Annotated in this window: 22 protein-coding genes; 16 read left to right on the forward strand and 6 right to left on the reverse strand. The window is 66.6% G+C overall.

Annotation, left to right across the window (positions count from 1 at the left end; translation table 11 throughout):
* Nucleotides 1-162: 162 nt before the first annotated feature.
* The 5 genes from MRBLWH12_RS10465 (at nt 163) to MRBLWH12_RS10485 (ending at nt 3713) form a co-directional block, all read left to right on the forward strand.
* Nucleotides 163-963 carry an endo alpha-1,4 polygalactosaminidase gene (locus MRBLWH12_RS10465; protein ID WP_363548721.1) on the forward strand — a complete coding sequence of 267 codons (801 nt, stop codon included), beginning with the start codon at nt 163-165 and terminating at the stop codon, nt 961-963.
* 139 nt (nt 964-1102) lie between these two features.
* A complete protein-coding gene (locus MRBLWH12_RS10470; protein ID WP_363548723.1) occupies nt 1103-1990 on the forward strand; it encodes a CPBP family intramembrane glutamic endopeptidase in 888 nt (295 codons plus the stop codon).
* Between the two features lie 9 nt (nt 1991-1999).
* Nucleotides 2000-2662, forward strand: coding sequence for a hypothetical protein (locus MRBLWH12_RS10475; RefSeq protein ID WP_363548725.1), 663 nt, complete (start codon nt 2000-2002; stop codon nt 2660-2662).
* Nucleotides 2659-3216 carry a hypothetical protein gene (locus MRBLWH12_RS10480; RefSeq protein ID WP_363548727.1) on the forward strand — a complete coding sequence of 186 codons (558 nt, stop codon included), beginning with the start codon at nt 2659-2661 and terminating at the stop codon, nt 3214-3216. Before MRBLWH12_RS10475 ends, MRBLWH12_RS10480 begins: the two co-directional genes overlap by 4 nt.
* Nucleotides 3213-3713, forward strand: a complete 501-nt coding sequence (locus tag MRBLWH12_RS10485) for a hypothetical protein (protein ID WP_363548729.1) — start codon at nt 3213-3215, stop codon at nt 3711-3713. Before MRBLWH12_RS10480 ends, MRBLWH12_RS10485 begins: the two co-directional genes overlap by 4 nt.
* On the opposite strand, the gene MRBLWH12_RS10490 is transcribed toward MRBLWH12_RS10485, so the two are convergent.
* Together MRBLWH12_RS10490 and MRBLWH12_RS10495 are read right to left on the reverse strand one after the other, a co-directional pair.
* The gene (locus tag MRBLWH12_RS10490; RefSeq protein ID WP_341978034.1) at nt 3597-4871 is read right to left on the reverse strand and encodes a hypothetical protein; all 1275 of its coding nucleotides are present in this window, start codon (nt 4869-4871) and stop codon (nt 3597-3599) included. The two genes, MRBLWH12_RS10485 and MRBLWH12_RS10490, sit on opposite strands and share 117 nt — an antisense overlap.
* Before the next feature lie 38 nt (nt 4872-4909).
* Nucleotides 4910-5722: a phytanoyl-CoA dioxygenase family protein gene (locus tag MRBLWH12_RS10495; protein WP_341978032.1), complete on the reverse strand. Its 813-nt coding sequence runs from the start codon at nt 5720-5722 to the stop codon at nt 4910-4912.
* A gap of 71 nt (nt 5723-5793) precedes the next feature.
* On the opposite strand from MRBLWH12_RS10495, the gene MRBLWH12_RS10500 reads away from it, so the two are divergent.
* Nucleotides 5794-6624, forward strand: coding sequence for a helix-turn-helix domain-containing protein (locus MRBLWH12_RS10500; protein WP_363548732.1), 831 nt, complete (start codon nt 5794-5796; stop codon nt 6622-6624).
* A gap of 28 nt (nt 6625-6652) precedes the next feature.
* Here MRBLWH12_RS10500 and MRBLWH12_RS10505 read toward each other — a convergent pair whose 3' ends face one another.
* On the reverse strand, nt 6653-7105 hold the full coding sequence (locus MRBLWH12_RS10505) for a DUF6463 family protein (protein WP_363548734.1): 453 nt from the start codon (nt 7103-7105) through the stop codon (nt 6653-6655).
* 201 nt (nt 7106-7306) lie between these two features.
* On the opposite strand from MRBLWH12_RS10505, the gene MRBLWH12_RS10510 reads away from it, so the two are divergent.
* The 8 genes from MRBLWH12_RS10510 (at nt 7307) to MRBLWH12_RS10545 (ending at nt 17041) form a co-directional block, all read left to right on the forward strand.
* Nucleotides 7307-8347 (forward strand): substrate-binding domain-containing protein, encoded by a 1041-nt coding sequence (locus tag MRBLWH12_RS10510; RefSeq protein ID WP_341978026.1) that lies wholly within the window; start codon nt 7307-7309, stop codon nt 8345-8347.
* A 51-nt stretch (nt 8348-8398) separates the two neighbouring features.
* Nucleotides 8399-9916 carry a sugar ABC transporter ATP-binding protein gene (locus MRBLWH12_RS10515; protein WP_363548736.1) on the forward strand — a complete coding sequence of 506 codons (1518 nt, stop codon included), beginning with the start codon at nt 8399-8401 and terminating at the stop codon, nt 9914-9916.
* 23 nt (nt 9917-9939) lie between these two features.
* Complete coding sequence (locus tag MRBLWH12_RS10520) at nt 9940-10941, forward strand: ABC transporter permease (RefSeq protein ID WP_341978022.1); 1002 nt, start codon at nt 9940-9942, stop codon at nt 10939-10941.
* Nucleotides 10942-10943: 2 nt separating this feature from the next.
* Nucleotides 10944-11927 carry a sugar-binding transcriptional regulator gene (locus tag MRBLWH12_RS10525; RefSeq protein ID WP_363548738.1) on the forward strand — a complete coding sequence of 328 codons (984 nt, stop codon included), beginning with the start codon at nt 10944-10946 and terminating at the stop codon, nt 11925-11927.
* Nucleotides 11920-12912, forward strand: a complete 993-nt coding sequence (locus MRBLWH12_RS10530) for an aldo/keto reductase (protein ID WP_363548740.1) — start codon at nt 11920-11922, stop codon at nt 12910-12912. The genes MRBLWH12_RS10525 and MRBLWH12_RS10530 overlap by 8 nt, the downstream gene beginning before the upstream one ends.
* A 61-nt stretch (nt 12913-12973) precedes the next feature.
* Nucleotides 12974-14692, forward strand: coding sequence for a glycerol-3-phosphate dehydrogenase/oxidase (locus tag MRBLWH12_RS10535; RefSeq protein ID WP_363548742.1), 1719 nt, complete (start codon nt 12974-12976; stop codon nt 14690-14692).
* A 23-nt stretch (nt 14693-14715) separates the two neighbouring features.
* Nucleotides 14716-15534: a class I fructose-bisphosphate aldolase gene (locus tag MRBLWH12_RS10540; RefSeq protein WP_363548744.1), complete on the forward strand. Its 819-nt coding sequence runs from the start codon at nt 14716-14718 to the stop codon at nt 15532-15534.
* On the forward strand, nt 15524-17041 hold the full coding sequence (locus tag MRBLWH12_RS10545) for an FGGY-family carbohydrate kinase (RefSeq protein ID WP_363548746.1): 1518 nt from the start codon (nt 15524-15526) through the stop codon (nt 17039-17041). Before MRBLWH12_RS10540 ends, MRBLWH12_RS10545 begins: the two co-directional genes overlap by 11 nt.
* Nucleotides 17042-17109: 68 nt before the next feature.
* Here MRBLWH12_RS10545 and MRBLWH12_RS10550 read toward each other — a convergent pair whose 3' ends face one another.
* Both MRBLWH12_RS10550 and MRBLWH12_RS10555 read right to left on the reverse strand, forming a co-directional pair.
* Nucleotides 17110-18630 (reverse strand): CoA-acylating methylmalonate-semialdehyde dehydrogenase, encoded by a 1521-nt coding sequence (locus tag MRBLWH12_RS10550; RefSeq protein WP_363548748.1) that lies wholly within the window; start codon nt 18628-18630, stop codon nt 17110-17112.
* 38 nt (nt 18631-18668) lie between these two features.
* Nucleotides 18669-19841 (reverse strand): iron-containing alcohol dehydrogenase, encoded by a 1173-nt coding sequence (locus MRBLWH12_RS10555; protein WP_363548750.1) that lies wholly within the window; start codon nt 19839-19841, stop codon nt 18669-18671.
* A gap of 118 nt (nt 19842-19959) precedes the next feature.
* Between MRBLWH12_RS10555 and MRBLWH12_RS10560 the strand changes: the two genes are divergently transcribed.
* Complete coding sequence (locus MRBLWH12_RS10560; RefSeq protein WP_341978006.1) at nt 19960-20874, forward strand: LysR family transcriptional regulator; 915 nt, start codon at nt 19960-19962, stop codon at nt 20872-20874.
* A gap of 63 nt (nt 20875-20937) precedes the next feature.
* On the opposite strand, the gene MRBLWH12_RS10565 is transcribed toward MRBLWH12_RS10560, so the two are convergent.
* Nucleotides 20938-21804 carry an alpha/beta fold hydrolase gene (locus MRBLWH12_RS10565; protein ID WP_363548752.1) on the reverse strand — a complete coding sequence of 289 codons (867 nt, stop codon included), beginning with the start codon at nt 21802-21804 and terminating at the stop codon, nt 20938-20940.
* A gap of 169 nt (nt 21805-21973) precedes the next feature.
* Here MRBLWH12_RS10565 and MRBLWH12_RS10570 point away from each other — a divergent pair, with 169 nt between their 5' ends.
* Complete coding sequence (locus MRBLWH12_RS10570) at nt 21974-23578, forward strand: molybdopterin-dependent oxidoreductase (RefSeq protein WP_363548754.1); 1605 nt, start codon at nt 21974-21976, stop codon at nt 23576-23578.
* Nucleotides 23579-23614 lie beyond the last annotated feature (36 nt).

Consider the following 23614-nt stretch of genomic DNA (forward strand, 5'->3'; position numbering starts at 1 on the left):
GACGACTTCCGGCGAACTCCCGTGCGGACGCCGGGAGGAGTGGCAGGATAAGCCGGACGGGTGGCCGCGGCATCCGCCCCACTCGCGCGGCATGGGCTCGAAGGAGATCGCGGAATTGTACGGAGCAGGAAGCTGATTCGCGTCGGTCGACCCCTGCGCGCGGTGGCTGCGGTCGCTGCGACGGGGGCGCTCGCGCTCGCGTGGGCCCTCACCGGGTGCTCGACACCGCCGGCCACGGTGACGCTGCCGCCGCCCGGCGCCCTCCCCGACTACCAGCTCGGCGACGCCTACGATCCCGAGGCCGGTGTCGGTGTCGTCGGTCGCGATCGCGGCGCCTCTCCGGCATCCGGGATGTACTCGATCTGTTACATCAACGGGTTCCAGACGCAGCCGGGCGAGATCGAGTCGTGGCCGTCCGGCCTTCTGCTCCAGCGCGACGGCGAGACGGTGTTCGACCCGGACTGGCCGGACGAGGCCCTGCTCGACACGTCGACCGCAGAGCGTCGGCAACGGATCAGTGACGTGGTGGTCGAATGGGTCGAGGGCTGCGCCGAATCCGGTTTCGATGCCGTGGAGTTCGACAACCTCGACTCGTACACGCGTTCTCACGGCGCACTGACGCTGGAGAACAATCTGGCTCTCGCCACGATGCTCGTCGATGCCGCCCATGCCGCCGGCCTGGCCGCCGGGCAGAAGAACGCGGCCGAAGATGCCCCGGCACTCCACGAGCACGCCGGATTCGACTTCGCGGTGACCGAGGAGTGCGCGGTCTATGAGGAGTGCGGCGCCTACGAAGCCGTCTACGGCGAGCACGTCATCGACATCGAGTACGCCGACGACCTGCCCCGATCGTTCGCGGAGATGTGCGCCGATGACCGGTCGCCGGCCTCGATGGTGCTGCGTGATCGCAACCTCGTCACTCCGGGCGACGAGGGCTACGTGTTCGAGCTCTGTCCTCGTTGAACGGTCGTGCAGTTGAACGAGCGGTCAGCGGCAGCGCGATATATGCCTCTGGCGGCACGGGCCCCCGAGTGGAACACTGAGGCATGACACACCGGGCCCGCGTCACCACGGGCCTATCCCGGACTGGGAGGACCGCAGCATGAGCGTCGTCGACAACCCCGTTTCATCGTCCGGTATCGCTCGAGGCGGCATCCTCGCCCGATACCCGCTCATCTCGTTCTTCACGATCGCGTACCTCTTCTCATGGCTCATCGAGATACCCGTCGCCCTCTCGACGCACGGAATCATCCCGGTGATTCCGAAACCGGCAGTGGCGATCGCCATCATCGCGGCGACCTTCGGGCCCATGGTCGCCGCGTTCATCATGACCGGCGTGACGGAGGGCAGGAGCGGCGTCGTCCACCTGCTGCGCCGATGCGTCCGGTGGCGTGTGGGGCTCCTGTGGTATCTGTTCCTGCTGGTCGGGGTGCCGATCATCATCATCCTGGGCACGATCGTGGTGCCGGGCGCCCTGGAGTCGTTTCAGCCCATCCTCGGCACTCTGCTCGCCGCCTATCCGCTGGCTTTCCTGATGACATTCCTCTTCGGCGGTCCGCTGGGAGAGGAGCCGGGTTGGCGAGGCTTCGCCTTGCCGAGATTGCAGGAGCGCAACGGCCCGCTGTGGGGCAGCGTGATCCTCGGAGTGCTGTGGGCGCTGTGGCACTTCCCGCTCTTCTGGAGCGGCGTGTGGACCCCTCCGACGATCCCGAACATGGTCATGTTCGTCGTCATGATCACGGCGCTGACGATCATGATGACCTGGGTCTTCAACCATGCGAGGGGCAGCGTGCTTCTCATGATGCTGATGCATGCATCGTTCAACACGTTCGCGAACAAGGTCGGATACCCGCTCTTTCCCGCACCGATCTTCGACGACTACGGGCTTCTGCCCGTGCTGATCGGATTCACCGGCACCGCCCTCGTGCTGATCATCGTCACTCGCGGCCGCCTGGGCTACGACGCCTACCTCGCTCGGGACGGTGGGTAGGCTGACCCCATGACGAACTCGGGGGGTGTCGCCGCGAAGGTCGGCACCTTCTGGGGTCGGACCAGGCGCTCGCTGTTCGCCTCTTCTTCCGCGCCGGTATGGATCGCCGCGATCGTCGCGCTCGCAGTCATCCTCGGGTTCATCGCGTTCGGTGGCCTGCGGCAGGCCGAGAGCTCCCCGACCCTCACGCCTGCGGGCGAAGAAGCGCGCACATCGCTGTACGCCGTGACCGTGCTGAGCGCCGAGCTCGCCGACTCCGTCGACGAGCAGCTCTTCGAGGCAGAACCAGGCGACGACCTGCTCATCGTCACGGTTCGGCTCGAGAACCTGAGCTCACAGGCGGTCGGCGTCGACCAGGGGGCCGATCGCGTCAAATCACAGCTGATCCGCGCCCAAGAGCCGCTGCTGGCCCTTTCCGGCGTCACGGCAACAGAAGACCCCCGCGCCTGGCGCACCGACGGCACGCTCCGCGGGGTCATCCTGCAGCCCGGGGTCCCCGCCGAAGTCCGGCTCGTCTGGCCGGTCCCCGAAGGCTCCTTCCCCGACGGCATCGCGCACCTCGACGTCTTCGATGCCAGAGAGCGGACAGGGCAGGCCATCCTGTCGGCGTCCGCAGTGACCTGGCGTCGCACCGAGCTGGCGACCCGCATCGCCGTAGAGGTGCGGTCGTGAGGCGAGCACGCCCCTGGCTGATCGGCGCTGCGCTCGTCGTCGCCGCAGGTCTCGTGAGCGGCGTCACCCCCTCTCAGGATTCCCTCGTCGACCCATTCCTCATCAGGGGGGACTCCGCGGACACGGTGACCTCGCGCATGCTGATCGCGACCGTCTCCGGCGCCTCATTCGCGGACCGCGTCGTGTCGGCAGATGGGGAATGGGAGGCCGAGGGCAACTGGCTGGTGGTGGAACTCGCGGTATCGGCTGCTCGCACAGAGGTGGATGCAGAGATCCCGCTGGCGACCCTGCACATCGACGGCCTCGTGTTCCATGCGAGCGAGCGGGCGCCGAAGTCGCTGCTGAATACCCGCTTGCATGTCGGTACCGACACGGTGGGCACCCTGGCGTTCGAGCTTCCGGAGGGTCTGCGCGGAGGCGTCGGCGAACTGCGGCTGACGCATGAATATCTGACACCCGAACTCGACGACGTCATCACGATCACTGTTCCGCTCGACGGAGCGCCGACCGCATCGAGCATCGGACTCGACGCGCCGCGAATCGGGGCACCATGACCTGGCGGCGGACGCATGGCCGCGCGCTGGCGGCCCTGCTGGTGGCGGCCACGACCACGGTGGGAGTGCACATCTGGTTCGATGTGCTGCAGGCGGGAGGACCGGAGCAGCCGGCGTACGTCCTCGCCGAGGGAACGACGGAGATCGGCGGACACGAGCTGACGCTCATCTCCACGAGGCCGGGCGAGTTCGAAGCGCCTGCGGGCTCGAAGACGCTGAGCGTATGGCTCGACGCTCGCAGCGACGATGACGCTGCCCCGTGCAGAAGCATCACGCTCACGGAGATGAGCGGGAGTCGCACGTGGCTCGATGCGCAGTCCGACCTGGACACCTCTTCCGATGCGGACGCGCGTGACGCTGAGGCGACGTGCAGGGAAGGATCACCCTTCTATCGCATCCTCTCGGTCTTCCTGCTGCCGGAGGACGCGACCGGCCCCTTCTGGCTCGACGTTCCCGTCGGGATCGACGAGACCGCGCGATTCCGTATCGAACTCTGACGATCGCACCCCGATTCCGGCGCCGGGCCTGGCGACGATCGAGTCGAAGGCCGTCGCAACGATGGCGACCCGCAGCGGCTCGGCGATGACGGCGACTCCCACCATGATCAAGGGGAAGTACGCACTCCAGAAGTTGTTCTCGTGGCCTCCGATCAGCTGCAGCACTCCTCGCGCCCCGACCCGCTCAGCGAGAGCCCAGACGGCATAGACGCAGGCGAACAGGCCGAACAGCAGGGGTCCACCGCGCCAGATCGCGGCGATGGCGGCCCACAGATCCTCGAGGCGCTGCAACAGGGTCCGGGACAGACTGCCGACGGCGCCGCGCAGCGATTCGGTCCCCCGCCGCAGCAGCGGCGGCAAGGTGTCGAAGTCGGCGCCGTAGATCACGCCGGCGACGGCGAGCCAGGCGGCCGGAACGATCACCGCAGCGGCGATGATGCCGACGAGCCACAGCGCCGCCTCCCACAGCGATGCCAGCGGCGGGAGGGATGCCGCGACCCAGTCGCCGATTCCATCCAGCCATACCGCCCCGGCACGTCCGGAGAACCACTCCTTCACTCCCGCCCACCACTGGCCGACGAGAGTGAAGAGCATGAAGGTCCACAGCACCTCCGTGTATGCGGCGAGCGCGAGTGTCCACGACGGCAGCCGCTCACGGAACCGCGCGAGGAACAGACGAGCGACGAGCGCGACCACCAGAACGACCACCGGAATCAGCCCGACAGAGATCAGACCGCCGCGATCGCCGATCGCCTCGTCGATCCCGTAACCGGACTCTTCGAAGGCGATACTGATCGCGATCGCGAAGAAGTCCTTCATGTCGGCGTCCAGCATTCCCCAGGCCGCGTAGAAAGCGAAGAACGGCAGGATCGCGACGAGGGTCGACCGCGCGAAGCCGCGGTACTTACTCTCCGCGTCGTCTGCCGCGACGTGCGGCAAAGACGAGCGCACCGTCAGGTACATCGCGACATAGGAGATGAGCCGTGCGGCGACGGCCAGCGGCAACAGCAGCAGGCCGCCGAGCGTGGTGTGACCTCCGACGAACCCGGCGCCCTGCACGAGCACCTCGTGCAGGGCCTCTCCACCGAGGTACCAGGCCATGAGCGCTAGCCAGTGCCGGGCGAGGATGCGCCCGAATGTGCGGAGGGCCTGGTGCATCCCGCTACCGTATCGGAACCGATGAGCTCACAGCGGACTCAGTGAGGAGCGGTCGGCGTCCACCCGTCACCGCATGCTCCGCCATCAGCGGATTCGGCGATCGTGACCTCGCTGCCGTCGAGACGCAGCAGGGGGTTGTAGAACTTCGAGATCTCGATGCTGTCCACCGGGACGTAGTGAAAGATGAGCGATCGCCGGAAACGATCGTCCGACCGGTTCGGACCTGAACCGTGGACCATGCTCCCGTGGAAGAAGAGCACATCTCCCGAGGCGAGCTCGGTCTGCTCGGCGGAGAAGCCTTCGGGCAGGGTGATCTCGGTGCTCGTGAAGGATTCCTCCGGGTCGGCTTCGCCCGGGCAGATGATCTCGTAGCGATGCGAGCCGGGCACCACCTTCAGCCCGCCATTCACACCGTCGCAGTCGTCGATCGCGACCCACGCTGCGATGCAGGTCTCCGGGTGCGCCTGCAGGAAGATGTTGTCCTGATGAAGCGCCTGTCCGCGGGCTCCCGGCGGCTTGAAGTAGAACATCGACTGGGCCGCGTACACCGGCCCGACCATCTCCTGCACCCGATCGACGATGCGAGGGTCCAGCATCCACTGACGTGCCAGACGACCGACAGCCAGCTCGGTGCGTCGATGCGGATGGATGAAGCGCGGATACCGGGCAAGGGGATCACCATCGCTGATGCGGTCGTCGTGGCCGAAGTCGTTGTCGGTCTGCACCTGATCCATGAACACGTCGCGGATCTCGGCGGTCTCGGCCGCGCTCAGGAGGCCGCGAAGCTGGACCACGCCGCGGTTCTCATAGTCGACGGCGAGGGTTGAGGTGACACTGCTTGAGATGGACATGACAGTAACTCTGGTCCGCGAATCCCGCCTGCACCATTGCATTTTCTGTCGATGACATGGAAGATTCTGCTGTGATTGTCAGCGCGGTTCCTCCGGCGGAGACACCGCACCCTCATGTCATCCGCGTCATCGCCGGCGAGTTCGCCGCAGGCAGCGATTACTCGACCTGGCGCGAGAACGGCACGGCGGACTGGCTCCTCATCCACACCATCGCCGGCGCGGGTCGGGTGGCCGGACCCGCAGGTGACGTCATCACCGCGGCCGGCGACAGCATCCTCCTGCGCCCGCATGCGCGGCACGACTACGGCACGGCGGCGAGCGCGTGGACCCTGGCCTACGCCCATTTCCACGCACGCGCGGAGTGGGCGCCGCTTCTGGACTGGCCGATCCGAGGTGGAGGCGTCGGGTTCGTGCACGCACCGGGCGAGGTGCGGCTGCGCATCCTCGGCGGGCTGCGATCGTCTGCCGCGTTCTCCGCAGGATCCATGCCGCAGTCGGAGCTCTTCGCGATGAACAGCCTCGAGTCCGCGCTGCTGTGGATCGATACCCAGAACCCTCTGCGCGGTCGCATGGACGAACGCCTGCTCCGCGTGATCGAGCACATCGGCAGCAGCCTCGCAGCCGACCTGAGCGTGCCGGCACTCACCGGTGTGGCAAGGCTGTCGCCCTCGCGCCTCTCCCACCTCTTCACCGAAGGCCTCGGAGTCTCACCCCAGCGCTACGTGGAACGCGAGCGGCTCGCTCGTGCGGCGCAGCTCCTCACCACGACCGATCGCGCGGTGAACGACATCGCGCGCGATGTGGGCCTGTCCGACCCGCTGTACTTCTCCCGGCGGTTTTCCCGGCTGTACGGAATCAGTCCGACCGGCTATCGTCGCCGACCGTCCGCATCCGCCGACTGACGCACCACGAGTCGTCCGCCCCGCACGCTCATCCGGCCGCCTCTGCGCCACGACGCCGCGATCGGGCTCGTGCGACGATCATCAGCACAGCGGGCACCAGGACCATCACGAACCCGCTGGGGCCGACCATCCAGAAGCACGCGAGCGCCCAGAGCCCGAGAGTCGTGCCGACGTATGCGGGCATCGTCTTCCCACGCCGGCCGGCTCCGAGAATCAGGAGCGCCAGCAGCACTCCCGGAACGACGAAGCCACCGGGCAGTCCCCAGAACTGCACGCTCGCGTCGACCGGCGGCTGCGTGGTCCGGAACGGACCGGCCAGCCACTCCCCCCACCATGGATGCACCGCGAAGAGGGCCGTGTGCAGAGCGCAGATCACGAGCAGCGACACGCCTGCGGCGATGGTCAACCGGTCTGCGGGGGTGCGCGCACCGAGGGTGCTCTCTGGAGCGGAAACGGATGCTGCGCCTCGTTGATTCGTCATGCATCCAGCCTGGAGCGCCGCGTTCGCGCGATCGTCCCTCATCCGGGCGAACCGCCTCGCTCTCGCGGGTGAGAACGCACGCGTCGCAACACGCCACCGGTGCAAGATATTTCAGCCAACGAAATCTATTGCATCGAGGCAGGAACTCTGTCACCATCAATCAGTCGTCCTGCATCATCCACACCAAGTAAGGGGCAATCAATGAAGATCTCCCGCACCACCGCCGCCGTCGTCGCAGCATTCGCTGTCCTCGCGATCACCGGTTGCACGGCGCCAGCCGACAAGAAGCCGACCGCCTCGGAATCCGAAGGGTTCCAGTGCGCCGAAGGCGAGACCTACGTGATGAACGTCATGGTCTCCGCCCACCAGTACTGGGTTCCCGTCTACCAGGGGTTCAAGCAGGCCGCTGAGGCGATGGGATGCGAGACGGTGTTCTCCGGCACTCCCGACTACGACATCAGCAAGCAGCTCGCCTCGTTCGAACAGGATCTGGTCGAGAAGCCCGCCGGCGTGCTGCTGCACCCGATGCAGGCGGACCCGTTCATCGAGCCGATCAACTCCGCCATCGAAGACGGGGTCGAGGTGGTCACCTTCGCCGCCGACTCGCCCGAGTCCAACCGGACCTCCTACGTCACCTCCGACAACCGCGCTGAGGCTGCCTTCGCGGCCGAAGAGATCGTCAAGGTCGTCGGCGAGGAAGGCGAGTACGCGGTTCTCGAGAACCCCGGTCAGAGCAACCACGACCTGCGCGTCACCGCATTCATCGAGTACATGGAGAACAAATACCCGAACATGAAGCTCGTCGGCCGCCAGGCGACCAACCAGGACAGCACCAAGGCATACCAGGCCACCGGCTCGATCCTGCAGGCCAACCCCGACCTCGATGCGATGTGGATCCCCGAAGCCGGCTCCGCCGAAGGCGCCGCCGCCGCCATCACCGAGGCGAACGCCGACGTGCTGATCCTCCACGCCGACATCACTCCCACGACGCTCGACCTCATCAAGGATGGAACGATCCACCTGTCGGTGAACCCGAACCAGGGCATCCAGGGATTCATGGGCTTCATGACGCTCTTCATGGCGGCGCACCCCGACCTGATCGATCCGTTCAACGACTACAAGGAGTCCGCGTACAACCCCGCCCAGGTCCCGTTCGTCGACAACGGATTCTCCGTCATCACCAAGGAGAACGCCGCCTCGTTCGACCTCGAGAAGTACATGGAAGGGCGCACGACCGAGTAACTCGGCCCTGCCCCCGCCCCTTGCCCTCGAGCTCGATGGATGGAGACAACCATGGAACCCACGACGATCCTCGATATCAAGAACGTCAGCAAGTCGTTCGGTTCGATCCATGCACTGAGGTCCATCGACTTCAGCCTCCGCAAGGGGGAGATCCACGCCATCGCCGGCGAGAACGGCGCGGGCAAGTCCACCCTGATGAACGTCATCGACGGGATCGTGCGGCCCGACAGCGGCACGATCCTGCTCGATGGCCAGCCGGTCGAGATCTCTTCGCCGGCCGTGGCCCAGAAGCTCGGCATCGGGTTCGTGCATCAGGAGATCGAGCTGTGCCCCGATGTGACGGTCGCCGAGAACATGTTCATGGCAGCCACCAACGCGAGTCGCTCGTGGCTGATGGACCCGGACTCGCTCGAACGCAGAGCGGGTGAGATCCTCCGGCAGCTCGGCAACATCGATCCGCGGGCGCTGGTTCGAGATCTGTCGATCTCGAACCAGCAGCTCGTGGAGATCGCGAAGGCGCTCACCCTCGACTGCCGAGTGCTCATCCTCGACGAGCCGACGGCCGCCCTCACCGAGATCGAGGCGCAGACGCTGTTCCGCATCATGCGGGAGCTCTCCGCCCGCGGCATCTCGATCATCTACATCTCCCATCGGATGGTGGAGATCTTCGAGAACTGCGACCGGGTCTCCGTGTTCCGCGACGGTCAGCACATCATGACCAGCAATGTCGCCGAGACCACCCCATCGGAGCTGGTCCGCTCGATGGTGGGACGCGCACTCGACAATCAGTACCCCGAGAAGCAACGGGAGGATGAGCGCTCAGATGACGTCATCCTGTCGGTGCGGAGTCTGACCGACACCCCCCGATACCAGGACATCTCCTTCGATGTGCGCCGGGGAGAGATCCTCGGCCTCGGCGGTCTCATCGGCGCCGGCCGCAGTGAGATCGCCAAGGGCATCTGCCGGCTGGAGGGGGATGCGAAGGGTGAGGTGATCCTCAAGGGAGAGCCTCTTCGCCTGAAGCACTATCAGGACTGCATCGCCCACGGCATCGTCTACCTGTCCGAGGATCGAAAAGGCGAGGGCGTCTTCCTCGACATGTCGATCGCGGAGAACACCTCGGCGATGTCGCTGCGCGAGATCTCGCGCTTCGGCCTGATCGGCAGACGTCGCGAGCATCGCCTCGCCGCAAAGGTCGGCCGCGGGCTGCGCCTCAAGTTCGGCGAACTCGACGATGCCGTCTCGACGCTCTCCGGAGGCAATCAGCAGAAGGTCGCTCTGGCCAAACTGCTGGCCGTCAACCCGCAGGTGATCTTCCTCGACGAACCCACCCGCGGGGTGGATGTCGGGGCCAAGGCGGAGATCCATGCCCTTCTGCGCGATCTCGCGCGAAAAGGGATCGGCATCGTGGTCATCTCCTCGGAGATGCCGGAACTGATCGGCGTCTCGGACCGGGTGATAGTCATCCGGGAAGGCGAGACCAGCGGCGAAGTCACCGGCGATGACATGACAGAAGAGAACATCTTGAGCTTGGCCTCGATGGTCGAGCGGAAGCAGGAGCTGGTGTGATGATGACCCAATCTCAGACTTTGATGACCGCGCCGCCCATGCCGGCGGCGCCCGACGCGCGACCCGATCTGAAGCACTACGTCTCCCGTTTCCTCCGGATGCGCGAGACGGGTCTGATCCTGATCCTGCTCGTCCTGGTCGTCGCGATGTCGTTCGCCTCACCGCACTTCCTCACGATCGCCAACATCGAGGCGATGGCCATGGTCTTCGCGGTCGAGGGGATCGTGGTCGTCGGCATGACGATCCTGCTCATCTCCGGCGGCATCGACCTGTCGGTCGGTTCGGTGACGGCCTTGTCGATGGTGCTGGCCGGGTGGCTCTACCTGCAGGGCATCGATCCCTGGCTGGCCTCGGGCATCGCGATCCTGGCGAGCATCGCCACCGGCGCCGTGATGGGAGTCCTGGTGACCAAGGTCGGGCTGAACCACTTCGTGGTCACGCTCGCCGTGATGGTCATCGCCCGCGGAGTCTGCCTCCTCCTCACCGGCGGCCGCCCGCTGGGACTGTATTCGCTGCCGAGTGAGTTCAAGTTCATCGGCCAAGGCTCCCTCGGACCGATCCCGCTCGTGATCGTCATCTTCCTGGTCGTGGTCATCGCCTTCGACTTCATGCTTCGACGCACGACCGCGTTCCGGAAGGTGTTCTACACCGGAAGCAACGAGAAGGCCGCCGCGTACTCGGGCATCCGCACGAAGCGCGCGATCTTCTTCACGACCGTGCTGTGCTCCGCGCTCTGCGGCGTGGCCGGCATCATCTACATGGCACGGTTCGGATCCGCGCAGCCGACGTTCGGAATCGGAATGGAGCTGAACGTCATCGCCGCGGCCGTCATCGGCGGAGCGAGCCTCAAGGGCGGGTCAGGGACCATCTTCGGAGCAACGCTCGGCGCGATCCTGCTCTCGGTGGTCTCGAGCTCGCTGACCCTTCTCGACGTCTCGGTCTACTGGCAGGACATCGTGCGCGGCAGCATCCTGCTCGCCGCCCTCCTCGTCGACCACTACCTGTCGCGTCGACGGGGGGCGTGATCATGGTGTTCGAGAACAGAGAAGACATCGCGACCATCCGTCAGATCCACACCGTCGTCACGCTTCACTTCGTCGAGGGAATGACGCAGTCAGAGCTCGCCACGCGTCTGAATCTCTCCACTTCCAAAGTGAATCGGCTCATCCGGCGAGGGCGCGAGCTCGGCATGGTCAAGATCACGATCGATGCGGGGCCGTTCCAGCCGCTCGTCGATCTTGAAGGCGAACTGGTCCGGACGACAGGGCTCGGCAACGCGGTCGTGACGCCCACTGTGGAGGGAAATCCCGACACGAATCTGCAGGTCGTCGGCCGCGCTGCCGCCAACGAACTGCTCGCGACGATCCGCGACGGCGACGTGATCGCGATCACCGGCGGCAAGGCGCTCAGCGCCGTCGTCGACGGCCTCGCGCCGGACCGCGTCTTCGATGTGACGGTCGTCCCGCTCACCGGTGGCGTGCAGGGCAAGTACTACACCGACGTCAATCACCTGGCGACCCAGCTCGCCGACCGCCTCGGCGGCAGGGCCGTGCTGCTCCACGCCCCGCTGTTCGCGGAAAGCCGCGAACAACGAGACACCCTCATGGAAGTCGGCTCGATCAAGCAGGCGTTCGATCTCGCTCGGCGCGCGAACGTGGCGCTGGTCGGCATCGGATCGGTGGAGACGGAGGGGTCCAGCTACTACGATCTGGCACCGCTCTCGGAGTCGGATCGCGAGCTGCTGCGCAGCGGCGACGTCGGCGGAGAGTTCCTCGCACACGTGATCAACGACGACGGATCGCTCGCGGACTCGCCGCTGAACTCGCGTCTGCTGGCGCTCAGCCCGTCCGAGCTCTCCGCGTGCCCGACCTCGATCGGCGTCGCCGTCGGCCCGGAGAAGGTGCGCCCCATCCGCGCCGCCCTGGCCGGCGGCTTCATCCGATCGCTCATCGTCGATGAGCAGACCGCGGCGTCGGTGGTCGCACCGGCCCAGAAGGAGAGAAATGACTGAGATGCTCACGCGCACGATCGGAAACTCATCGATCGAGGCATCCGCAGTGGGTCTGGGCACCTGGGCCATCGGCGGGTGGATGTGGGGCGGCACCGATGAGTCGGAGTCCATCGCCGCCATCCAGGCCTCGATCGACGAGGGGATCTCGCTCATCGACACAGCGCCGGCGTACGGGCAGGGGCGCGCCGAGGAGATCCTCGGCACGGCGATCCGGGGGCGTCGAGACGACGTGGTCCTCGCGACCAAATGCGGTCTCGTGTGGCACACCCGGAAGGGCAACCACTTCTTCGACTACGACGGAGAACCCGTTCACCGCTATCTCGGCCGCGAATCGATCGTCCACGAAGTGGAGGAGAGTCTGCGGCGCCTCGGAACCGACCACATCGATCTGTACATCACCCATTGGCAGGACCCCACGACTCCGATCGATGAGACGGTCGCGGCGCTCGTCCAGCTGCGTGAGCAGGGCAAGATCCGCGCCATCGGCGCGAGCAACGTCTCAGAGGAGAACCTGCGTTCCTACCTGGCGACGGGCGCTCTGGATGCCATTCAGGAGGAGTATTCGATGATCGCCCGCGGCATCGAGAAGGATCTCCTGCCGATCGCCCAGGGCGCCGGCGTCTCGACGCTGAGCTACTCGTCGCTCGCACTCGGACTCCTGTCCGGGAGCATGGGTCCCGACCGGACCTTCTCGGGCGACGACCAGCGCAAGGACAACCCTCGCTTCTCGCTCGCGAATCGGGAGAAGGTCGCCCGATTGATGCAGGTGATCGAACCCGTCGCCGAGGCGCACGCCGCGACCAAGGCGCAGATCGTGATCGCGTGGACGCTGCAGCAACCGGGCATCACCTACTCGCTCTGCGGTGCACGCAACCCGCAGCAGGCTCGGGAGAACGCCGCGGCGGGACGCATCCGACTGTCCGGCGACGAGCTCGAGCTGATCGACGACGCCGCGGCACTGAGCCTGACCGATCTCGACGCATGACCCCGCGGCCGCGGTCGACAGATCGGCCATCCCACCGACGGAGCACGCAGGAGGAAGACTCATGACCACCCCCAGGAGCGCCAGGTTCGATCAGATCCGTGCCGACGGCTCGTTCGATGCGATCGTGGTCGGCGGCGGGATCAACGGCGTCGGAGTGTTCCGGGAGCTGTCCCTCCAGGGCCTTCGAGTGCTGCTGGTCGAGCGCGTGGACTTCTGCTCCGGTTGCAGCGCCGCCCCGTCCCGGATGATCCATGGCGGACTCCGGTACCTCGAGAACGGCGAGTTCGGCCTCGTGCGCGAATCCCTGCGGGAGCGCGATGCGCTCTTGCGCAATGCACCGCATATGGTGCGGCCTCTGCCGACGGTGGTCCCGATCACCTCGGTGTTCTCCGGTCTGTTCAACGCCGCGGCGAGCTTCTTCCGGCTCTCCACCCGGCCGGCCAGACGCGGGGCCGTGCCCTTGCGGATCGGACTGAGCATCTACGACTGGGTCACGCGAGAGCGCCGGGCGCTGCCTCGACACCGTTTCCTCGGCACCCGTGCCGCGTTCCAGCAGTGGCCGAAACTCACCGAGCGCATGAAGTTCGCCGCCGTCTTCTACGACGCGTGGATCAGCTACCCGGAGCGGCTGGGTGTGGAGCTGGTCATGGACACGTCGGAGATGGCGCCCGGTTCCATCGCGCTCAACTACGCCGAGATCGCCAGTGACGGATCGGGCTTCGTGGTGACCGACAGCGAGACGGGCACGCGATACCCGGTGACGACGAAGACGGTCGTGAACGCCACCGGCGCGTGGCTCGACGAATCCCTCGCCACGCTCGTCCCCGCCGGCGACCTGCCGGGTCAGCTGGTCGAGGGCACGAAGGGGTCGCATCTCGTTCTCGACAATCCGGAACTGCACGATGCCCTCGACGGGCACATGGTGTACTTCGACAACTCCGACGGCCGGATCTGCATCGCCTTCGGCTATCTCGGCCGGGTACTCGCGGGCTCCACCGACATCAAGGTCGAGCGAGCGGAGCGCGTGCGGTGCGAAGACGACGAGCGCGACTACATCCTCGAGTCCCTGCAGGCCGTCTTCCCCCGGGTGCCGGTGTCCACGGACCAGATCGTCTACTCCTTCAGCGGCATCCGCCCGCTGCTCAAGAGCGAACACGACTTCACCGGGAGGATCACGCGCGGTCACGATGTGAAGCGGATCGACGGCGACGTTCCCCAGTTCTGCATGATCGGCGGCAAGTGGACGACGTTCCGCGCCTTCGCCGAGGACATGACCGATGAGGTTCTCGCCGAGCTCGGACGCGAACGCACCACGTCGTCCGCGGAACTGGGAATCGGCGGAGGGCGGGGTTTCGTCGATGCGTCGCGCATCCAAGCCGCGCTGATCGCGAAGTGGGGCGTGTCCGATGCCCGTGCAGCGCATCTCGTCGACGCATACGGCACCCGGGCGTCCGAGGTCATGGAGTACTGCGCCGGACGCGACGACGATCAGCCGATCGGCGCCGGCGTCCAGCTCACTGCTGCCGAGATCGCCTTCATGGTGCATCACGAGTACGCCACCAGACTCGGTGACCTGATCCTGCGTCGCACAGCGGTCGCGATCACGGGGGCAGTGGATGCCGGCCTGATCGAGACGATCGCCACCGTCGCTGCTGCGGAACTGGGCTGGAATGACGAACGCCGTCTCGCCGAGATCGGTGAACTGGTGACGGATCTCGAGAGGTATCACCGCGTCGACCGCGACGCCCTCGACCGTCGAACTATGGAAAGGACCGTGTGATGCGCCTGAGCAACCTTGCGAGGATGAACCGTCTCTTCAGCGATGGGGGCTGTCTGGATGTCGCCATCGATCACGGAGTGTGCAACGAGCCCGGCTTCCTGGTCGGACTGGAAGACATGCCGAGCGTCGTCTCGTCACTGATCGATGCGAGGCCCGACGCCATCCAGATGGCATACGGACAGGCCGACCTGCTGCAGTCCGCCCCCGGCAAGGACAAGCCCGCACTCGTCATGCGCATCGACATGGGCAACCCCTACAACGCTCAGAAGCACCGGGTGATGTGGTCCATGCTGCAGAACCACGACGAGCCGATCATCGGGGCGCTGGAGATGGATGCGGCGTGCGTCGTCGTGAATCTCTTCATGCTGCCGGACGAACCAGAGCTCTTCCGCCAGTGCGTCGAGAACATCAGCAGAGTCCGCGCTTCCTGCGCCAAGTACGGGATGCCGCTCATGATCGAACCGCTGGTCATGCTGCCCAACGACGTCAGAGGCGGCTACCAGGTCGACGGCGACGCCGAGAAGATCGTGACGCTCGTGCGCCTCGCCAGCGAGATGGGTGCCGACATCATCAAGGCCGACCCGACCGACGACCCCGAGGACTTCCATCGCGTCGTCGAAGCCGCCCGCGTGCCGGTGCTGGTCAGAGGCGGCGGCAAGGAAGGACTCGAGTCGGTGCTGGCGAAGTCGGCGGCCCTGATGGCGCAGGGCGCATCCGGACTCGTATACGGCCGCAACATCTACCAGCACGAGAACCCGAAGGCCGTCGTCGACGCACTGATGGGGATCGTCCACCGGGGCGCCTCCGGCGCCGAAGCGTGGGATATCTACAATGCCGGCTGACGAGAAGCAGTACCTGCTCGGAATCGACGTCGGCAACACCGTCATCAAGGCCGTGCTGTTCGATCTCGACGGCGAACGGGTCGCGTCGTATGCGATCGACGGCCAATCGACGACCCCGGAGCCAGGGCACGTGGAGAGGGATCTCGAAGAGCTCTGGCGCAACGCGCGAGAGGCCCTGCAGCACTGCATCGTCGCGGCCGGAATCGATCCCCGCCAGATCGTGGCGGCCGGATGCGCCGGGCACGGCAACGGCCTCTATCTCCTCGATCACGACGATCGGCCGCTCGTCGGGATCCAGTCGCTGGACACGCGTGCGGCCGGCGTCGCCGGCGAGCTGGCGGTCGCCCACGGCGATGCTCTGCACGCTGCTGCGCTGCAGGAGCCGTGGCCGTCGCAGACCCCTGTCCTGCTGGCCTGGATGCGGCAGCACCGCCCCGACGTGATCGAACGCGCCGGCACCCTCCTGATGTGCAAGGACTACATCACCTTCAAGCTCACGGGGCAGAAGGTCAGCGACATCTCGGACATGTCCGGAGCGGGACTGCTGAAGATGCCGGAATGCCGGTACGACGACGAGCTGCTCGCTCTCTACGGCCTAGCCGGACTGCGAACGCTTCTGCCGCGGCTGGTCGATCCGACCGAGATCGCCGGAACGGTCACGGCGGATGCGGCTGCCCAGACGGGTCTCGCTGAAGGCACGCCGGTCGTCGGCGGACTCTTCGACGTGATCGCCAGTGCGCTCGGCGCGGGCGTCGTCGAGACCGGCGCGACCTCGATCATCGCCGGAACCTGGTCGGTCAACCAGTACCTGGCCGAGGAGCCGGTGGTGAACCGTGACGTCCTCATGGTCGCCGCCTTCGGACCCGAGCGATTCATGATCATGGACAACAGCGCCACGTCGGCGTCGCAGCTGGAGTGGTACGTCCGCGAGTTCGTCGAACGAGGCAGCCATCACGACGATCCCTTCGGCTTCTGCCATCTGCGGCTGGCCGAGGTCGCCCCCCGGATCGACGATCCGTACTTCCACCCGTACCTCTACGGATCACCGCAGGGCGCCGAGCATCGCGCCGGGTTCAACGGAGTGGCCGGCTGGCACGGCGAGGGACACCTGATCAGGGCGCTGTTCGAAGGCGTCGTGTTCGAGCACCGCCGGCACATCGAACGTCTTCGCGACGCCGGAGCGCAGATCGACAAGGCCACCCTCTCCGGAGGCGGCTCCCGCAGTGCGGTGTGGGGGCAGATGCTCGCAGACTGCCTTCGCCTCCCGATCGCGGTCGCGGCCGAAGACGAGACGGGCGCGCTGGGAGCGGCGCTGAGCGCGGGTGTCGGCGCCGGGGTGTTCCCCGACTTCGAAGCCGCAGCCGCACGCATGACCCGCACGAGGCACGTCTACCAGCCCGACGCCGTCATGTCGGCGCACTACGATCGCCGCTTCCGCGTCTCGCGCGACCTCGCCACGGTTCTTCACGGCTTCTGGGACGCACAGCACCAGGATGCGCAGAGCTGAAACGCCCTCTGCGTGAACACGCGAAGAAGCCCCGGCAGGATGTTCCCGCCGGGGCTTCTTCAGGTCGTTCAGTCGTTCTGGGGGAATCCGAGGTTGATGCCGCCGTGGGTCGCCGGGTCGAGCCAGCGGCTCGTGATCGCCTTCTCCCGAGTGAAGAAGTCGAACCCGTGCACGCCGTATGCCTTGGCGTCGCCGAACAGCGACGCCTTCCATCCGCCAAACGAGTGGTACGCGACCGGCACCGGAATCGGGACGTTGATGCCGATCATGCCGACCTCCACCTCACTCTGGAACCGGCGGGCCGCGCCGCCGTCGTTGGTGAAGATGGCCGTGCCGTTGCCGAAGGCGCCCGAGTTGATCAGATCGAGCCCGTCCTGGAAGGACTCGACCCTGACCACCGAGAGCACCGGCCCGAAGATCTCCTCTTGATAGGCGCGTGACGTGGTCGGAATCGCATCGATGAGGGTCGGTCCGAACCAGAACCCGTCCTCGTGCCCGTCGACCAAGCAACCGCGCCCGTCGACGACGATCGTGGCACCGTCCTGCTCGGCGATGTCGACGTATCCCGACACCTTGTCGCGATGCACACCGGTGATCAACGGGCCGAGGTCGGGCTCACCTGCCGAGTCGCCGGCCCCGTTTCCGATCCGCAGTCGACTGATGCGCTCGGAGATCTTCTCGATCAGCTCGTCGGCGACCGGCTCCACGGCCAGCACGACCGAGATCGCCATGCACCGCTCCCCCGCGGCACCGTATCCCGCGTTGACGGCCTGGTCGGCGACCAGATCGAGATCGGCGTCCGGCAGCACGAGCATGTGGTTCTTCGCACCGCCGAGTGCTTGGACTCGCTTGCCGTTCTTCGACGCCGTCTCGTAGATGTACTGCGCGATGGGCGTGGAGCCCACGAAGGAGATCGACTTCACATCCGGGCTCTCCAGCAGCCCGTCCACGGCGAGCTTGTCGCCCTGCAGCACCGTGAAGACGCCGTCCGGCAGACCGGCTTCCTTCCAGAGCCGCGCCATCCACAGAGCGGCAGACGGGTCCTTCTCCGACGGCTTGAGCACGACCGCGTTGCCGGCGGCGATCGCGATCGGGAAGAACCACATCGGCACCATCACCGGGAAGTTGAACGGGCTGATGACGCCGACCACGCCGAGCGGCTGCTTCAAGGAGTAGACGTCGATGCCGGTGGAGGCGTTCTCGGTGAAAGCGCCCTTGATCAGGTGCGGGAAGCCGGTGGCGAACTCGACGACCTCCTGGCCGCGGAGGATCTCGCCCATCGCGTCAGAGACGACCTTGCCGTGCTCGGCGGTGATGATCTCGGCGAGTTCCTGCTTGCGGGCGTTGAGCAGCTCACGGAAGGCGAACAGCACGGTCTGGCGCTTCGCGACCGAGTATCCGCTCCAGATCTGATAGCCGCGCTTGGCCGAGGCGATTGCGGCGTCGATCTCCGCCTGGTCGGCGAGTGCGACATGCGCACTCAGCGAACCCGTGGCGGGGTTGAACACGGGCGCGGTGCGGCCGCTCGTCGAGGCGCTCTCGGCGCCGTCGATCCAGTGGGAGATGACGGGGATGTCTGTGGTGGTCACGGCGGTGATGCCTTTCTGATGTTCTCGGCTGTGGTTCGTCATCGAATGCCGCCGTCGAAGACGCGGTGGTAGAGGCGTTCGATGTCGGATGCCGTCGGCACCCGGGGGTTGTTGCCCGGCGACCCGGAGGCCAGCGCCTGCTCGGCCATGGTGGGGACGAGTGCCGCCCAGTCCGCGCTCGAGACTCCGAACTCCTCCGGGGTCGGGACCGCGAGTTCGGTCGCGAGCGCGCGGAGTTCGTCGACCAGAGCGATGGCGGCATCCGCATCCGCGATGCTGTCGTCGACCAGCCCCAGAGCGCGGGCGCAGTCCGCGTAGCGGTCGTCGGCGACGCCGAGCGAGAACTCGGTGACGGTGGCGAAGAGCATCGCATTCGACATGCCGTGACTCACGTGGAAGTGCGCACCGAGCGGACGGCTCATGCCGTGGACGAGCGCGACGCTCGAGTTCGAGAAGGCGATGCCGGCGAGTGTGGCCGCCTCCATCATCGCGGCGCGGGCGTCTCGGTCACCGCCGTCACGATAGGCCGCGCGCAGATTGCGCCCGATGATGGTCATCGCGCGAAGGGCGACAGAGTCGGAGAAGGCATTCCGATGACGGCTGACGTAAGCCTCGACCGCGTGGGTGAGCGCATCGATCCCGGTGTCGGCGGTGAGGCGAGGGGGCATGCTCATGGTCAGCTCGAAGTCGACGATTCCGGCGACCGGGAGGTACGACGGGCCCGCGCACAGCATCTTCTCTCCCGTGTCGCTGTCGGTGATGACGGTGAACCGCGTCGCTTCTGAGCCGGTACCGGCCGTCGTAGGCACGGCGACGACGGGGAGAGCGGGCCCGTCATAGCTGAACGGAGCCTTGAGATCGCGCAGCTCGCCGCCGCGCACGGCGAGCACGGCGAGCGCCTTCGCGGTGTCGATCGGACTCCCGCCGCCCAGCCCGACGAGGACATCCGCCTGGTGCTCCTTCGAGGCTTCCAGTCCACCGCGGAGCGAGATCGTGGTCGGATCGGGCACCACACCCGAGAAGACCGCAGGGTTCAGGCCCGCGTCTCGGAGCAGAGCGGCGACTCGATCGGCCGTGCCGTTGCCGGTGAGGAACCCATCGGTGACGATCAATGGCCGAGCAGAACCGAGGCGCCGCAGCACGTCGGGCAGTTGTGCGAGGGATCCGCCGCCGATGCGGAGATCCGAAGGGACCGCGACCTGGAAAACCATGCTTCACTCCTCCGTACTGTCGCCCGGATGCGGGCACGCCTCAGCGTCTCCTGTAGGACCGCAGGCGTCAATGGCAGTTTCCGCAGGCTGACCTGCAGAAATGCAGTAGCCTGCGGGGATGAACACCGATGATCTCCGCATCCTGCTGGAGCTGTCGCGTACGGGGCGACTCAACGCCGTCGCCGGCCGCATGCAACTCGACGAGACGACCGTGTCACGTCGACTTGCGCGGCTCGAGCAGAGCGTGGGCAGCCGGCTCATCGATCGCGGACGACACGGCTGGCAGCTCACGGCGGCCGGCGAGATACTGATCCCCCACGCCGAAGCGATCGAGAACGCTCGGCTCGCCGCGGTCGACGAGCTCTCGACATCCCGGCAGACCTTGAGCGGGGCCATCCGCGTGCTCGCACCGGATGGATTCGGCGTCTACGTCCTGATTCCCGGCCTCGCTGATCTTCGGGACCAGCACCCTGATCTCACACTCGAGATCTCGACGGCGACGAGTCAGGGCGCCGTCACCGCACGCGACTTCGACGTGGCGATCTCACTCGAGCCCTCGAGCGTCCCCACCGTGCGTGCCGCACCGCTCGCCGAGTACGAGCTGCGGCTCTACGCCTCCGCCGACTACCTCCGCCGCAACGGCGAACCCTCGAGCACACGGGACGTGATCGACGGACACAGCGTCATCTGGTACATCGATTCGATGCTGGACGTGCGGCCGCTACGACTGCTCGACACGATTCTCGCCGGGGCACACGCTCGCGTGCAGTGCAACAACATCACCGGTCAGGTCCAGGCGGCGATCAACGGGCTGGGCATCGCACCGCTTCCCACATTCATCGGAGAGCGGGAACCGCGCCTCGTCCCCGTTCTGCCGGAGTCGTTCGCCGTGAAGCGCGCCTACTGGATGATCGCTCCGGAGATCGGGCTTCCCCTGCGCCGAGTGCAGGCGACCATCGAGGCCGTGCGCGCCCTCGTCGACAAGCATCCCGACCTCGACCTGCTGCCGCGGGCAGACGGCGCTCCCGGATGACCTGGGGATTTACGGGGGTCACGGACCCGAACCCTCTCACGTCGAAGTCCCGAGGAACAGCGTCTATGGCTGGTTCAGTACTTCGCGGAGCTTGGCCGCGAAGGCCTCGGGCTGGCCGGCGTAGCCGAACTCGCCACCCATGAAGCCGCCGTGGTGGCTGGGGAAGACCGTCGCCTGCTGGCCGAGCTGTTCAGCCAGGGCGATCGCAGTCCGACCCGTGTAGACCTTCAGTGACTCCTCACCGACGCCGACGACGATGCGGGTCGGCGCCGCCTTCAGTGCCTCGAGGTCTGGCTCATGGAGGCACACTGCCCAGGACCGGTCCGACAGTAGCGGGTCCCCCCGCGTGCCGTCGTCGTCGGTCGGCATCCCGAATGCGGCCGGATCCGGCGCGGGTTGGGCGAGGTACTCGTCCGTGATCTCGCCCTCCCACGAGGTCATCGCGATGAACGCTGCCATCCCGGCGCCCCAGCCCCTGTCCTGGTACACCTGGGTGTAGGCCACTCGAGCTCGCTGGACTGCTTCCGCATCCGGCAGCACGCAGTCGATCGGCGGTTCGTGCGCGACCAGGGTCGATACGTCGTGCGGGTACGCCGTGACCAACGCGAGCGCGGTCACCGCACCACCGCTGCTGGCGAGCATCTCCACAGGTCCGGAATTGAGCGCCTCGATGATCGCGTGGACGTCCTCAGCCTGAGTCTCCGGCCGGTTCGTGACTTCGCCATCCTTCCGCGTGCTCCGGCCCAGTCCGCGCGGGTCGTAGGTCACGACGGTGCGATCCTCGAAAAGCTTCACCTGGGCCTGGAAACCGCTCGCGTCCATCGGCTGGCCGATCATGACCAGCGGCGGACGACCATCCACCGTCGGTAGTGGTCCGTGGACGTCGTAAACGAGGTCGACCTCTGGTAGCTCGAGCGTGTGCTGCGTCATCGACGGCCTCCTCCATGGTGAGCGATCTCATTGGATCGTATGGCGCGGCATCCGTGGGGCGCTAGCTGCTTTCGGATGCCACAGCTACCGATGCACGGGCAGGTCGTCCGATCCGTTCGGGCGTCGCCTCCGAACAACCAGGGAACACCCCGGTGGACAGGAGACGATCATGGCCCAGCGCCGCAGCGGAAGACGATTCATCGCGTGGGCTGCCCTCGCGGGCGTGATCGGCGGCGCCGTCTTCTTGGCGACCGCCGAGCTGTTCGCACTGCTCTTCGCGCGCGCGGCCAGTCCGATCCTGGCGGTGGGCGGCTTCGTGATCGACATCGTGCCGCAGCCGTTCAAGGAGTTCGCGATCGCCACGTTCGGCGAGTACGACAAGATCGCCCTGCTGGCGGGGCTCGGCCTCGCCGTGGTCATCGCCTCGGCGATCGCCGGCGTGCTGCAATGGGTGCGCCCGCCGCTCGGCGTCGTCGCACTGATCATCGCGGGCGTGCTGTCGACCGCTGCGATCGTCACCCGCGCCGGCGTGACGCCGCTCGCATTCGTACCGCCCCTCCTCGGAACGATCGCGGGCGCGCTCATCCTCATCCTGCTCATCGGTCGCCTGCGCACATGGCGGAACACGGCGCTCGGGGGGCGGTCGGATGACACTCTGACCGACGCAATACCCGAGAACCCAGCCGCCCCGAAGGGCTTCGACCGCCGCCGCTTCTTCATGCTTGCCGCGATCTCGGGAGCATCCGCCGTCATCGTCGGCATCACGGCGCGCACCGTGAGCATGGCGGTGGGATCGGTCGATTCGATCCGCAGCGCTCTCAGACTCCCGGCGGCGCGCACGAAGGTGACGGTTCCGAAGGGGGCAGAACTCGACATCGAAGGCCTGAGCACCCTCTTCACGCCGAACGAGGACTTCTACCGCGTCGATACCGCCCTCACCGTTCCGACGATCGATCCCGAGACCTGGCGCCTCGTGATCGACGGCATGGTCGACCAGCGCATCGAGATGTCGTTCCAGGACATCCTCGACATGGGTCTCGACGAGTACGCGATCACCCTGACCTGCGTCTCGAACGAGGTCGGCGGCGAGCTCGTCGGCAACGCGATGTGGCTCGGCGTGCCGTTGCGCGACGTGCTGAAGAAGGCCGGGGTGAAGGCCGGCGCCGACATGGTGCTGTCGCGCAGCGTCGATGGATACACCGCGAGCACACCGCTGGCGGCTTTGACCGACGACGACCTCGACGCGATCCTGGCGGTCGGTATGAACGGCGAACCGCTCCCGCTCGAGCACGGCTTCCCGGTGCGCATGGTTGTTCCTGGGCTCTACGGCTACGTGTCGGCGACGAAGTGGCTGACCGAGCTCAAGGTCACCACCTTCGCCGACGACGAGGCCTACTGGACTCCGCGCGGGTACAGCGCGCAGGCGCCCATCAAGTTCTCCTCCCGGCTCGACACCCCCAGCATCGGCCAGGCCGTTCCGGCGGGAACCATCCCCCTTGCCGGCGTAGCCTGGGCGCAGTCCGTGGGGATCGAGCGCGTGGAGGTGCGCATCGACGACGGCGAGTGGATGCCCGCCACCATGTCGACGCCCATCAACGATGACACGTGGGTGCAGTGGTTCATGGAGTGGGACGCGACTCCCGGCACGCACTACGTCGCCGTCCGCGCGGTGAACAAGAACGGCGACCTCCAGATCGAGGAACGCGCACCGATCGCTCCCGACGGATCGTCGGGCTGGCAGCGCTCGCTCATCCGCGTCACCGCAGCCGCGTGAACGCAACGCGGGGGCGACGGAGCCGAGTACTCATTC

It is taken from the genome of Microbacterium sp. LWH12-1.2, assembly GCF_040675825.1.
Taxonomy (GTDB): Bacteria; Actinomycetota; Actinomycetes; order Actinomycetales; family Microbacteriaceae; genus Microbacterium.